The following is a 12,162-nucleotide window of genomic DNA, read 5'->3' as shown; positions in this document are numbered from 1 at the left end:
AATGGGAATGGGATTTGGCTGAAATCGGATCGAGGTGGACACGCATAAAGCGTACACCTGAACAGTGGAAAGGTATGTTTCAAAATTTAGATGGTATATCGCTAAATCAAATGTTGACAGATATACCTGCCAAGAATACATATCGACCCGGTCGACATCGCGGATGTACCGTGATGCAGGGCAGAATTGGGGTGTGTTATGAAAATAATAGCTGAGCCGGTCGCCTAGTTACTGCGCGTTGGTGGCCGGAGAGAGTGCGCAAACAGAAAGGCCGAGGACAGCGCTACACTGTTCTCGGCCCCCGATAATGTACCTTCACGAAAAAGGACCTTAATATCATGGCAATTCGTATTCCCGTCGTCAAGGGAAAGACGCTCGCAACAGACTATTGGCTAGGTAGTCTCACGTTTTCCGCCATTTCGAAATACGTCAAACTTCCAGAAAATCCCGATTGGAACGACGTGTTTGGCGGAGAAGGCGAGCAGGAAGCCCAGCGGAAGCTCAACCGCCAGCGCGTCAACAGCGAGATCGTTCCTTACTTGCTCGAGAGTGACGACGCGTTTTTCTCCTCACTTGCTCTTATTCTTGTTCCTGGAACTGGCAGACCTCTGAAAGAAGGAACCGATTTCAAGTTCCTCCCTACCGAGGGATTTGATGACAAGATTGGTATCCTGGAGATCGATGAAAGCGTCGATATGTTCCCAGCCGATGGCCAGCATCGATCTGCTGCGATCATCGAAGCGCTGCGACAAAAGCGGGAGCGCATGGCGCAGCAGGAGGTGCCTGTTGTTATCCTGCCCTACGCAACCAAGGAAAAGATGCGACAGCATTTTAGCGATCTCAACCTGAACGCCAAGCCGGTCTCTCAATCCATCGGTTATTCCTTCGAAAGTCGGGATCCCGTGGTGATCGTCACCAAGCGGATCATGAAAGATGTTCCCCTCTTCAATGGGCGGGTAAACGAGCAATCGAACTCGCTGGCAAAGAAGTCCCCGGACGTGATTACCATGGGTACGTTGGTCCAGGCCCATCAGGTCTTGCTCGAGGCGCTCTACGGACCAAAGTACAAGGACCAAGACGACCTGAAAGCTTTGCGGCAGGTCGATCCCGCTGATTCTCGTGTTTCTAGTGTCTCGGATCGTTTGCGGGAGATCTGGGAAGTTGTCATTTCCAACATTCCGGAATGGGAGTTGATCCTCAAGAACAAGATCCATCCGCGAGAACTTAGGGATGGCGACGAAACGACGGGCGAACCTGGATATGTCTTTGCTTTCGGCATTGGTTGGCAAGCGATCGCGACGGCTGCAGCAGCCCTGGTTAAGCATCACCCGGACGACTGGTCCGAGGATCTTGCACGCTGCCTGACAGCGGTGGACTGGAAAAAAGGACCACAATGGCACGGGATCGCTATGGTTGGCGACCGCGTCAACAACACCGGACCAGGTATCAAGGCGACAGCCGGCTACCTCCTGAAGGAAGGCGGAATCCCGGCGTCCGAAGGCGCCGATGTGAAAAGCCTGCACGACGCTTTGAGTAGATCGTTGCAGTCGATTAACCCGTAAAGCAAAAACGACAGGCGGCTTAAAGGCCGCCTTTTTTGGATTGCTGGAACAGTCGTGGATCGTGGTCAACGGCGATTTTCCCGCTTCGCTCCCGCCAACAAAATCGCCGTGTCCCGCTTTGCGGTGACATCGCCCCAAGTCTGTTCCCGTCGAGAAGCCGTCGCCCCGCATAGTGCGGGGGGTTAGGAGCAAAAACGATGGCAACACTTGGGAAATTTAAGAAGGAAAACGGCGTTTACGAGGGGGCGATCGAAAGCATTACTTCAGCGCCGCTGCCGGCACGTATCAGTCCCGTTCAGACCAAACCAAATAGTGATTCGCCAGACTATCGCGTATACCGGGGGGCGGCAGAGGTCGGCGCAGCCTGGAAGAAAAAGACTCGCGCCGGAGAGCACTATCTCGTCGTCGCGCTAGACGATCCAGCCTTCGCTCAGCCAATTCAGTGCAGGTTGGCAAAGTCCGGCGATGAGTATGTCTTATACTGGACCCGGAAATAGAGCGCGTTAGCCCGCTTCATTGTGAAGCGGGCATTTCCTTGATCTCGCGATGTGAGCTATTTCGGCACCCAGATAAAAAGCTTGAATGGCCGCGGGCCGTTGTAGATCAACCCCCCGCGGGTTCAGATGCCTATGCGGGCATAAGGCCCAGGCGTTTGTCACGGTTGCGGATCCAAAAGAGGATAGGAAGCGCCGCGATGACCATAATCAGTTTGCCTACGACCTGCCCGGCCAGAAAATCGAGTGAGCCAAAGGCAAGCCACAGGAACATCACGCTATCGACGATGAGGCCCGCAACACTGCTCAAGAAGGCGGCTTTGACGAGCCCCTTCTTTTGAAGCGGGGTGAACACAAGGAGATCGGCGAGCTCAGACGTCAGAAACGCACTCGCAGATGCAACGGCGAGAGCCGGCGCTGTAAACGTCGTTGACAAGAAAGCACCGACAATGATTGCGCCGATCGCCCACATCAAGCCCAAGCGCCTCTGAACGAGATCGCGTAACACAAGGGCAAGGCCGACCAGAAGCACGCCGCTTGGCGCAGTCAGGCCCGGTCCCACAGGTATGAGGCACGGCCCGTCCGGCACGCAGACCGTGCCAACATGGCCGATCATATAGTTTGCAAGCGGGATACAGGCGGCGAAGCCTGCCAAAAAGACTGCACCTTCGATCAATTGCTGGTTTCGCGAATTCATCCCGCTCTCCACTTTCAAACTTCTTGCGCCACGAACTTCTCGTAACCCTTTGCCCGCAACTCGCAGGCCGGGCACGTGCCGCAGCCGTGACCCCATTGATGAAGCGCGCCGCGCTCACCAAGGTAGCAGGTGTGGCTGTCCTTCACGATTATATCGACCAGCGCTCGGCCACCCAGATCTTTTGCAAGCTGCCATGTTTCGGCCTTGTCAATCCACATCAACGGTGTATCGAGGACGAACCGCTTCTCCATGCCAATATTGAGCGCCACCTGGAGCGCCTTGATCGTATCGTCCCGGCAGTCCGGATAGCCGGAATAATCTGTCTCGCACATGCCCCCGACGATATGCTTCAGGCCTCGTCGATAGGCCAACGCCGCTGCGAAGGTTAGGAAGATCAGGTTTCGGCCCGGCACAAACGTGTTCGGAAGGCCCGATTCTGCCATCTCGATCTGCATGCCGCTCGTCAGGGCGGTATCGGAGATTTTGCCCAATGCTGCGAGCGAAATCGTATGATCTTCGCCAAGACGATCCGCCCAGAGAGGATTGAGAGTGCGCATCTGAGCCCGCAGCGAATCGCGGCATTCGAGTTCGATTCGGTGACGCTGGCCATAATCGAAGCCCACCGTTTCAACCTGCTCAAACCGATCGAGTGCCCAAGCAAGGCACGTGGTCGAGTCTTGGCCGCCCGAAAACAGCACCAACGCGGTAGACGACATGGCAGGCTCCCCGTTATTCACCCTCATACTCCGCCCAGCAGGCAGGCGTCTCAAACACCTTGACCGAGTTCAACTCGTCGAGGAGTGGTTTGACCTTTTTCCATATCCAGACCGCGATATTCTCTGCGGTCGGATTTTCGAGGCCTTCGATATCGTTGAGTGTATGATGATCGAGGCTTTCGAGAACCGGTCCAAAGACTTTCTCCACATCAAAAAAGTCGATCACAAAGCCAGTCTTCGCATCGACAATGCCTTTCAACTGCAACTCGACACGATAAGAATGCCCATGCATGCGGTGGCACTTATGCGTCGAGGGCACGTGCGGAAGACGGTGGGCTGCCTCGAATGTGAACGCTTGGGTGATTTTCATGGGATCCCGATCATCTTGTGGGTTTGAAGACTTAGGCGCCAGCGCGGGTTCTCAAGGCAGAACGCCGTTACGGCAGCAATGTTTTCCAATTGCGCCGGGCCATCCATCGGTTGCAGAAAATAATGCTCGAAGTTGAGGTCAGGCAGATCGCTCGGAAGCAATGCGGACTGGGGGTAGACGAGCTTCAATTCGCTCCCGGATCTCAGGTTAAACGGAGCACCGGCCTTCGGGCTGACGCAAATCCAATCGATGCCTTCAGGGGGCTCGATCGTTCCATTCGTTTCGATGGCGATTTCAAAGCCGTGATCGTGAACCGCCGCAATCAGTGCCTCGTCGATCTGTAGAAGTGGTTCGCCGCCTGTAAAAACGACATAGCGCCCGGTTGTCCCGCCTCCCCAGGTGCGGGCGATAGCGCTCGCGAGTTCCTTCGCATCGCGAAACTTGTCTCCACCATCGCCATCGGTCCCGATGAAATCGGTGTCGCAGAACTGGCAGATCGCTTTGTGGCGATCCTCTTCGCGTCCCGACCAAAGGTTACAGCCGGCAAAGCGGCAGAACACGGCCGCTCTTCCGGCTTGGGCGCCTTCGCCTTGCAGCGTCTTGAATAGTTCTTTGACCGCGTAGCTCATTGGGGATCCGCCGCGGTCTTTTGGATTGGTTGATCGGCGATTGTTTGGCCTTCGTTACGCCGACGTCGAACGTCGGCGCGCACGATGCCGACCAGATATTGGGCGAGCGTGACAATGTCCCGGTTGACGTTTTGAACCGACTTCCAATGGCGCTTGTCGTTTTCCGCGAAGTTCCATTCGCCGGATGTCCAGGCGGTATTGTCGACCAAACAAGAAAGGCCCTTGGCAAAGTCATCAAATGCCCGAGCGCCGTCCAGCAGGACCAGGATCTCCATGACATAGCCGAGCGACATGATCCCCGCGCCGTGGACAAGGCGTGACGTCTTGGGCGTGTGGTTCTTCCATGCGTCTTTGAAGACAAATTGAACCGCTTGATAAAAATCACTGATCAGCTTGAAGCAGAGGTCGGCGCCGTCGGGTTCGCGGATCAATTCACGCATAACGCCATCGCTGAGTGAATTGATGATGACGCGCTGGATCGCCGTATCGCGAATGAGGCCGCCCGGATTGGTGTGCTGGTAGATCTGACCTTCGAGCGAAGAACTCTTGTCGTAATTCAAGCGAGCGGCGATATCGGCAGCAACCGAACGATCGCCAAGTCGGCGCGGAAGCCCAGTGACGGTCGGCAGCAGTTCATAGATCAGGGACTTAGGAAGCGGCCGCGTATTGTTAATCAGCACAAATTGACGACGCAGCTCCTCGTCGTCCCGGCAGATGATGGCCGAGACAAAGACCTGGAAGTCCTTTTCGTGGACCTGGCTCAGGGCGGTCAGCCGCTGCTGGCCGTCGACCACCATGCCTGGCGCGCCCGCGGCTGTGTCGATCTCGACCATGCATCGGCCATCGTCGCCCTCGTCGCTGATGTCGACATTACTCGTGAATGCCACGACGATCGGGTTTGGAAGGATAGCCTCCGGCTTTTCCAGATAGTCGCGGATCTCCCGGATATGGCCGGCAATCTGCGGACGCTGAAATCCGCTCAGTCCGCCCTCAGCATCGCGCGCAACACGCTCGATAACCGCGAATTTCTGCAATTCAGACGCTAGCGCTGCAAATGAAAGTACCGTGTGCGCTTCGCTCTGTCTGGCTCTGATCGCTGGAAATTTGAGTATCGTCATTTCGCCCACTGTTACTCGGGAGTTGGTCAACGAGGGCGTTGTAGACCCCCAGATTATGAATTCCGCGCCGTTTATTGCGGTTGCTCGCTCGGAAGATCACCACTTCGATCGAAAGCGACGAACAGATAGGGCAGGAGCACCGCTTCCACGGTTTGTCGCTCAGCGTTCGCTTGTATCGATCTCTTAGATCCTTGACGGCCTTCGCACCGGGCAAATCGCCAATCGTTTCGCCCATGACAGCCGGCGTTGCGTAGGCAAGCACCGTATCGAGCGTTTCTTCGAGTTCAGCTTGCTCGCGGTCGTAGGATCTAAGCGCTGCAAGTGCGTCTTTTTCCATCGCGACAAGCTGCTCCTGGTTGAGAGCGCCTCGTTTGGCAAGTCTCATCAACTTGGGATTTTCGAGTGCCTGCGGTACCCGAATGGCCGTGTAATAATCGAGCTTGCCTGACTTGTTCGGGAGATAATAATTCGACTTGGCATCCTTGAACGCACGGATCAAAGGCGAGGTCGTATCGAAACTCGTTACATTGAAGGGGCCGAACGTATCGATCTCGTCAGCCTTCGCAAAGCCGAGGATATGAAGGCGTGTCTCTTGCGGGATCACGTCACGGATTGCAGCAAGGCAGGCTTTGATCTGCGAAGCCTTCAAAGGGACTGTACCGCCGAGCGCCAAGTAATCGTAGCCCATCGCAACCAGTCGCCGAGCGCCTTCGGCCATGCTTCCGGGCGACCACCCCTGGATAACGCCCATGGGCGTGAACCGACTTGACATGTGCTGGGTCGAAGTCCGGAACGCTGATGCATTCTCAAGGGTGATCTCGAAGCGCCGGCGAGCTTCCTCTGTGCCGCCCTCAAAACCTTTGAGGCTTTCGTCGAAGTCGAAAATGATATGGTCGACGGAGCATCCGTGCGTAAAGCGTGCATCGTCGTAAAATTCGGCAGTGTCGTCGGGCGTGTAAGGTGGCTTGTCTTCTTTGTGGTAGGTGAAGGCGCCGCAGTCGCCAAATATTGGCAAGCTCTCAAACTGCGGCTTGTCGAGACGCAGGAACTCGCGCGCGCCGACCCGACGAAAACGCATCGCCTGAGCTTCGGTGTACTTACCTCCTACGGCAGCGCCGCCCACAATCCCACGGGAAACGAGCATCCCCTGATAAGGAGCATAGCCCATGATCTCGTGCGGATAGGCATCATCCCAATAGGGGGTCCGCCCTTCCGAGTAACGATCTCTCAGGAAATCGTAACCGGGATCAACATGATCGAGACTGTCGGCAAATATAAACTTCATCGTGCCGGCCTCGATAGCTTACGGTCGAGTTGCATCAAATGATCGGCCAACATTCGGTTGTGTTGCGGCGTCCCCTGTATCTCATTCCATTGCAGGTCAAGGCCTTCCCATGCTCCTTCTGTCCAAGCACAAAAAGGTGCAATCCTTTGGAGCGCTTCTTTGACTTCAGCTTCTGGTGTTGCCGAACTGTCTGCTCGCAACATCACCTGGTCCATCAAAGCGCCAACCGCCTTGATACCCGCCGAGTGCATCAGTCGGCTTTCGGTCGGTTGCTTGCCCCACGCGTCCGAAAACACATCGCGGACGGCCGACCAATATAGGACGAGAGCCTCGTACATAGCATCGGGATTGTAAGTTTCGGAAGCAAGGTACTGGCTCAGAGCCCCATAGGGACCTTTCAAATTCTTTTTGATAGCGTCGATCAGGGCCGTATCACTCACGACACTCTGTTCCTTGCCAGTGTCGGACGCTCGTCGGATGAGACGGTGGAACGGGGATTTTTGCTGTCTGTTTAGAAGGTTGCACAACTCGCTTGGCAGACGATTTGCAGCTAGGTCTTTGGGCAATAGCGTGCCGACGGCCGGCAGCAGTTCGTTGATCAGGCGGACATCGAGCGCCTTGACCTTGTTGACCAGGATGAATTGTTCGCGATGGACCTGCACATCTTGCGACACGAAACCGACGACCGGAACAGGGAACCGGCTATCCTTGGCTTTTGCGAGCGCAAGCGATCTTTGCTGGCCGTCGACAATCCAGGCAGCTCTTTCTCCATCCTTGCGTACGGGAATGTTGAGGGTGCCCGATTGGCCGACCTCTGTCAGGCCGTTTGGCTTCGGCCCCCGCGACACATCAAACGTGACGTCGGACGATAAGGCCAGCGTGATGGCGTTTGGAAACAGCACAGGGCCACTATCCAGGAACTCCACGATCGCGTTGACGTGGCTACGGATCTCTTTGCGCTGAAACCCTATTAGGTCTTTCTCGTCGCGGTGAATCCGACTGATATCGGCGATCCGCGTGAGATCCGAGCCGTGTAGGAAGAACGCATATACGTCGACCCCGTCGCCCTGCTGGGTCTTAACTGCGCGGACCATGAGATTGCTTGGATCAGCGCTCATGTTACTTTCTCCCCCCGGATATCTGCCACAAGCTTTGAAAAGCGCTTCTGCTCGCAAGCGACGTTCAGTTCATCGCGCAATATTCGCAAAAGCTTGGTGGAGCGTCCTTCGGCACGCGTCCAGTTGGTCCGGACGATGGATTTGAGGTCAGCGTCTGAAACCCTGGTGCCGACCTTGGCAACAGGGCGCCCCCACGTCGACATCGACGCCTCGGCAAGGCTTCGGTGGACATCGATCGATGCGAGTGGAGCGTTGACTAAAATCTCTTCAACGAAGTGTCGTGCCGCACGAGATGCGAAATCGGCCTTCGTACCGGGCAAGGAGCTTTCGGGTCCATCCAACCGATCGTCATAGGGCAGTCGGAAGGCTTCGATTCGCGGGTCAAGATCGGGAACATCGCGCCCACCTACGATCCTTAGCTTGTGCAGGACGTCGCTCGACAGGCGGGCCAAGGTTGGCGCGATCATACGGAGATAGGGTGAGGGGAGGCCGACGACGACGATCCGCGGCTCCTTTTCAATCACCTCCAGGAGCGCCTTGCTGCCCCCTAGCGCTTCCCACCAGTCTGCTTCCGAAACCCCGCGCTCGAGTTTACCCATGACACAATCGTTCGTGCCCTTTGAAACGGTGAGGTTGTAGGCAGGCACCTCATCATTGCCGGAAACAAGACCCAGCCCCGCTGAAACGATATAGAGGTCGCCCTGCGCGCGCTGAGCGGCTTTGAGAGCCTCAAAAAACGATCGGCCGCAGTACAGATCTTTCGCCTTGCAAACGACTTCAACCCGACTGATGCGCTCGCGCCAGGCTGCAGCCACGTCTGACAGCGTCCCACCGGAGAGATCGTGCGCACAAAGTAAGGTATTGTGGGTAACCCGCTTTCTCTGGGTGCAGGCGGTCAGGATTACGGTCATAATGGTCGTCTCTACAGTTGCTGCCCGGTTACTGGCGCAACCAAAATCGCACCTCTCAAATAACTGCGCCGCACCATTTTGGTCAATATAGAAACTGCAGGGCAGCGTGAGGGCTCCCCAGAAAACTGCAGCCTGACGCCGCGGTCTATCGCAGTTTCACAGCGCAGCCAATCTGCGAAGTGCACTGAGCCATAGGAGGTATAATGGTCTCCGATCCGATCAGGGCAGCCGTAACGGCCGCATGCCTAATCATGCTTTTCAATGACAGGGATGAGGCCGGATATTTGCTATCGCTGTCTTTGGAGAGCGATCCCGATTTACCCTCAGCAGTCATGATCTTGGGCGGTAAAATCGTCTATTCGCCGCAAAAGGTGAAAGCTATGACCGTAGATGAGCTTAAGTCTGCTCTGATGCGCCTGATGGGGTGACTTCGCCTGCTTAGGGAGCGACCGTCGGATAAACCAATGTGAGAAACCTCTACCAAACATTCCGCCGCCTTCGCTATCGAGGTCGCTTTTCGTCAGCAAAGGATAAATTCAACGTCTCATGCAGTTTGCCGAGCGTTCCGTCTTTTCGGAAGCGAATTCCGGACACGACGAAGCTGACGCTACTTTCGCCCGAGTAAAGGGTTACGCTCGTAACAGAAAGCCGCAATACCTTGCCACGGCTCTCAGACGTCACGATGTCCCCCGACACGATCCCGAGAATTGATCGAGCGAGCGCTGATCGTTCCGCCTCAAGCTCGGTTTCCCATCGTTCAAGCTCTGTTTCGACATGCCGAAAAGCATCGCGTGCCGCTTGGAAGGGACGTTCGTCCCCAAACCACAATCGGTCCACTACGGAGAGAAACTCTCCCGGGACCTCCTTCTGCATAGCGTAAGCGGCAGTGCTCATCATTTCGTGAACCCGTTCCGCCTCTTGCAGGGCGCGAAGGCGATCGGCGTAGGGCTTAATTGCCACGCTGGAGATCACCGGTGAAAGCGTCTTGTCCGAAGACGACAGGAAATCGACCGGCATCACGTCGCGGAGCCGCATGCGGTTGGTGGCATGTCGCTCCGGCGGATCGTCCTCGCGCCAAGACTTCCGGTTCCACTCGACCCAAATCTCGCCGGCCGAAATACAAAGCCAACTGTCGAGAAACAGTTGAGATTCCGGCGAGTAGAGGTGGTGCGTGGACCAAGCATGATCGGCCGCAATGAGTGGCATGACGACATGCTGCAACTCCTGATCTCGGACAATATTGGCTAGTCCGGCGATCCTCTCCTGCAATTGCTTGGTCAGGCGAATGAAAATCACCGGTCCGTCCGCCCGGAAAGAGGTCCGTTTGCTTTCGGTCTCGAACACAAGGAGTTGCTCCCTCGCGAGCGGCAGCAATCGTTCGATCAACCGGCCGACGGTATTGCGAACGGAAGGTCCCCACCGTGTGGCGATGCGGCCTTCTTCCACCCACGCTTGAGCCCTGCCTTGGATAATCACGAGAGCCTGCGCCGCGATATCGAGATTGATATCTACGAGCGGCCTCGGGCCTAGTGGAGCGGTACCGCTGGATTTGCTGTTGATCTCAGCCAGGGCATGTTCAAGGAATTGGCGTTGCAGTTTCGAAAGTGACTCCGCTGATCTCTCGCGCTGTTCGTCACGCCGTTTCGCTTCAAGTTCCTCGCGAAAGGCCACCAGGCTCGGTTTGCGAGGTCGTTGTCCGGCCTGCATACGTGCTCAATATCCCCGTGGTGGCTTAGGGACCTGCAACTTCGTGCAAAGCTTTCCTATGGCAACATCCGACAAGCCAAGTTCGCTGGCGATCTCACTGGTCGGTTTCTCCCATAGGAGCGCGAATAGTTCCTCCCTGGAAAGCTTCCGTTGTGGCATCTTCAGGTGCCTTTGCTAGGCGAGTGCCCGCACCAAGCTGATAGGAGATGACCTTCTAGCATGCGCTGCTATTCCTTCTGATACTTTGATCGGTATCTTTCATCGGGTGCTCGCCAATTCTCGATGAAGTCCAGCGGATCGATGCTGCCTACCATGGCCCTCGCCATATTCAGCCGTTGCTGCAAGTGGCGACGACGCTCGTCATCGAGCTTGGTTAGCTGTTCCTCCGCATCGGTGAAGAAGCGTTCGACAACCATCGCTTTCCCCCATTTCTCAATGGTTTCCGCGAGTTGCTGTTGGCTGTCTGCGAGAGCCTGAGCGACCCTCCTGGCATCCTCCCGTCTCTCGTAGCGTTCCCATTCCTCCTCCCGTTCCTTCTTCCTCTTGGCTTCGGCTACATCTTTCGCAATCATCAGCTCCAAAATGTGATCATGCGAGCCTTGCAGTGTCTCGACAATCGTCGAGATGGCCTTCTCGAGAGGCTCATTTAACGTGTCCTGCCAGCGAGCGGACCATTCAACACCCCTCTTGGGGGAGTAGGCAATTATCCGCAGGCGCCCGGAGGGCATGTCCTGTTCGGTCGTCCATGAATGGGTCATCTGCCATGACTTCATCGAGCGGACGAGCTTGCTATCTTCACGATAGTAGTCGCCGTTGACATATCGCATCGTCACCCTTTCAGTCATTTCGGTGACTGCCAGACCTATCGGAACACTGTCGATATAGAAGATAGTCGGTCGGTCCGGACCCCAAATCCCGCTTGAGTAGTAGCGCCCGTACTTTCGGTCCTTGAGTTCGATTTCTTGCTCCGGCACTCGAATACGAGCGATATCATCGCCGTGTGGGGCGATGTGAACGCGATAGCCTCGCTCATGCAGCGCAAGGTAGAGGGCGTTCACGATACGAAGTGCCCTGGGCAGGGCGGGCTCAGAGCAGATAACATCGGGGAGAAGTCGCTTATAGGGCCGCAGGAACTCGCCATCCTTCACCTCTCTCGACTTCCGCAAATGGCCCTCGACACCGAACAGCAGTGGATGATGTTCGATGCGATTTTTCTTGGTGGTTTTGTCCTTTGCGGCGGGATCTTTGGGTGGCCTCGGTTGTCGTGCTTTCGGACGCGCTCGAATGATCTCGATCACTTCGTCAGGAGCTTGCGGCAGGGCAGGGAGTTCCGCTTCGATGCCGAGTGATTTACGTGTCCAGTATCCAGAGCCAGGGTAGGGGACCTGATGTTTCTTGCACAATGCAGCCAAGACCGTACCGGAAACACCAAATTCATCGGCAAGCTTGCTGAGCGGGGACGCGCTTACGCGCTCATAAAGCTCGGATCGCGTCATTTGCATGCACTAGTGCCCTGTTCGATGTCCAATTAAGGATTTGCCTGCTATGCCTAAGT

The 12,162-nt window shown here is 56.0% G+C and carries 13 protein-coding genes; 3 read left to right on the top strand and 10 right to left on the bottom strand.

Going from position 1 to position 12,162, the window contains the following annotated elements:
* Positions 1-338 precede the first annotated feature (338 nt).
* Together GA0061100_RS30225 and GA0061100_RS30220 are read left to right on the top strand one after the other, a co-directional pair.
* Positions 339-1,562 carry a DNA sulfur modification protein DndB gene (locus GA0061100_RS30225; protein WP_075856544.1) on the top strand — a complete coding sequence of 408 codons (1,224 nt, stop codon included), beginning with the start codon at positions 339-341 and terminating at the stop codon, positions 1,560-1,562.
* A 197-nt stretch (positions 1,563-1,759) separates the two neighbouring features.
* Positions 1,760-2,059 (top strand): DUF736 domain-containing protein, encoded by a 300-nt coding sequence (locus tag GA0061100_RS30220; protein ID WP_075856543.1) that lies wholly within the window; start codon positions 1,760-1,762, stop codon positions 2,057-2,059.
* Between the two features lie 130 nt (positions 2,060-2,189).
* Here the strand turns inward: GA0061100_RS30220 and GA0061100_RS30215 are convergent, their stop codons facing one another.
* From GA0061100_RS30215 to GA0061100_RS30180, 8 genes are read right to left on the bottom strand one after another with little or no spacing between them, the layout of a single operon-like run.
* The gene (locus GA0061100_RS30215; RefSeq protein WP_075856542.1) at positions 2,190-2,753 is read right to left on the bottom strand and encodes a VUT family protein; all 564 of its coding nucleotides are present in this window, start codon (positions 2,751-2,753) and stop codon (positions 2,190-2,192) included.
* Between the two features lie 14 nt (positions 2,754-2,767).
* A complete protein-coding gene (gene queC / locus GA0061100_RS30210; RefSeq protein WP_143525576.1) occupies positions 2,768-3,469 on the bottom strand; it encodes a 7-cyano-7-deazaguanine synthase QueC in 702 nt (233 codons plus the stop codon).
* A gap of 13 nt (positions 3,470-3,482) precedes the next feature.
* On the bottom strand, positions 3,483-3,839 hold the full coding sequence (gene queD / locus GA0061100_RS30205; protein ID WP_075856540.1) for a 6-carboxytetrahydropterin synthase QueD: 357 nt from the start codon (positions 3,837-3,839) through the stop codon (positions 3,483-3,485).
* Entirely contained in the window at positions 3,836-4,468 is a 633-nt protein-coding gene (gene queE, locus GA0061100_RS30200) for a 7-carboxy-7-deazaguanine synthase (protein ID WP_075856539.1), read from the bottom strand. The genes queD and queE overlap by 4 nt, the downstream gene beginning before the upstream one ends.
* A complete protein-coding gene (dbpB, locus tag GA0061100_RS30195) occupies positions 4,465-5,586 on the bottom strand; it encodes a DGQHR domain-containing protein DpdB (protein ID WP_075856538.1) in 1,122 nt (373 codons plus the stop codon). The genes queE and dbpB (GA0061100_RS30195) overlap by 4 nt, the downstream gene beginning before the upstream one ends.
* Positions 5,504-6,871: a tRNA-guanine transglycosylase DpdA gene (gene dpdA / locus GA0061100_RS30190; RefSeq protein ID WP_075856537.1), complete on the bottom strand. Its 1,368-nt coding sequence runs from the start codon at positions 6,869-6,871 to the stop codon at positions 5,504-5,506. Before dpdA ends, dbpB (GA0061100_RS30195) begins: the two co-directional genes overlap by 83 nt.
* Positions 6,868-7,989, bottom strand: coding sequence for a DGQHR domain-containing protein DpdB (dbpB, locus tag GA0061100_RS30185; protein ID WP_075856536.1), 1,122 nt, complete (start codon positions 7,987-7,989; stop codon positions 6,868-6,870). Before dbpB (GA0061100_RS30185) ends, dpdA begins: the two co-directional genes overlap by 4 nt.
* Positions 7,986-8,900: a DUF6884 domain-containing protein gene (locus GA0061100_RS30180; RefSeq protein ID WP_075856535.1), complete on the bottom strand. Its 915-nt coding sequence runs from the start codon at positions 8,898-8,900 to the stop codon at positions 7,986-7,988. The genes dbpB (GA0061100_RS30185) and GA0061100_RS30180 overlap by 4 nt, the downstream gene beginning before the upstream one ends.
* 203 nt (positions 8,901-9,103) lie before the next feature.
* Between GA0061100_RS30180 and GA0061100_RS30175 the strand changes: the two genes are divergently transcribed.
* Positions 9,104-9,328: a hypothetical protein gene (locus GA0061100_RS30175; protein WP_075856534.1), complete on the top strand. Its 225-nt coding sequence runs from the start codon at positions 9,104-9,106 to the stop codon at positions 9,326-9,328.
* 73 nt (positions 9,329-9,401) lie between these two features.
* On the opposite strand, the gene GA0061100_RS30170 is transcribed toward GA0061100_RS30175, so the two are convergent.
* A complete protein-coding gene (locus tag GA0061100_RS30170) occupies positions 9,402-10,607 on the bottom strand; it encodes a hypothetical protein (protein ID WP_244557993.1) in 1,206 nt (401 codons plus the stop codon).
* Positions 10,608-10,834: 227 nt separating this feature from the next.
* Entirely contained in the window at positions 10,835-12,109 is a 1,275-nt protein-coding gene (locus GA0061100_RS30165; protein WP_075856533.1) for a hypothetical protein, read from the bottom strand.
* Positions 12,110-12,162: the final 53 nt, after the last annotated feature.

The organism is Martinezella hainanensis (assembly GCF_900094555.1).
Lineage (GTDB): Bacteria > Pseudomonadota > Alphaproteobacteria > Rhizobiales > Rhizobiaceae > Rhizobium > Rhizobium hainanense.
The sequence above is the reverse complement of the archived record's forward strand: the minus strand, read 5'-3'. Positions and strand labels throughout refer to the sequence as shown.

What these genes read in the sequence shown, in the direction of transcription:
- GA0061100_RS30225 (WP_075856544.1), top strand. Translation starts at nt 339, where the DNA reads ATGGCAATTCGTATTCCCGTCGTCAAGGGAAAGACGCTCGCAACAGAC.
- GA0061100_RS30220 (WP_075856543.1), top strand. Translation starts at nt 1,760, where the DNA reads ATGGCAACACTTGGGAAATTTAAGAAGGAAAACGGCGTTTACGAGGGG.
- GA0061100_RS30215 (WP_075856542.1), bottom strand. Translation starts at nt 2,753, where the DNA reads ATGAATTCGCGAAACCAGCAATTGATCGAAGGTGCAGTCTTTTTGGCA.
- queC (WP_143525576.1), bottom strand. Translation starts at nt 3,469, where the DNA reads ATGTCGTCTACCGCGTTGGTGCTGTTTTCGGGCGGCCAAGACTCGACC.
- queD (WP_075856540.1), bottom strand. Translation starts at nt 3,839, where the DNA reads ATGAAAATCACCCAAGCGTTCACATTCGAGGCAGCCCACCGTCTTCCG.
- queE (WP_075856539.1), bottom strand. Translation starts at nt 4,468, where the DNA reads ATGAGCTACGCGGTCAAAGAACTATTCAAGACGCTGCAAGGCGAAGGC.
- dbpB (WP_075856538.1), bottom strand. Translation starts at nt 5,586, where the DNA reads ATGACGATACTCAAATTTCCAGCGATCAGAGCCAGACAGAGCGAAGCG.
- dpdA (WP_075856537.1), bottom strand. Translation starts at nt 6,871, where the DNA reads ATGAAGTTTATATTTGCCGACAGTCTCGATCATGTTGATCCCGGTTAC.
- dbpB (WP_075856536.1), bottom strand. Translation starts at nt 7,989, where the DNA reads ATGAGCGCTGATCCAAGCAATCTCATGGTCCGCGCAGTTAAGACCCAG.
- GA0061100_RS30180 (WP_075856535.1), bottom strand. Translation starts at nt 8,900, where the DNA reads ATGACCGTAATCCTGACCGCCTGCACCCAGAGAAAGCGGGTTACCCAC.
- GA0061100_RS30175 (WP_075856534.1), top strand. Translation starts at nt 9,104, where the DNA reads ATGGTCTCCGATCCGATCAGGGCAGCCGTAACGGCCGCATGCCTAATC.
- GA0061100_RS30170 (WP_244557993.1), bottom strand. Translation starts at nt 10,607, where the DNA reads ATGCAGGCCGGACAACGACCTCGCAAACCGAGCCTGGTGGCCTTTCGC.
- GA0061100_RS30165 (WP_075856533.1), bottom strand. Translation starts at nt 12,109, where the DNA reads ATGCAAATGACGCGATCCGAGCTTTATGAGCGCGTAAGCGCGTCCCCG.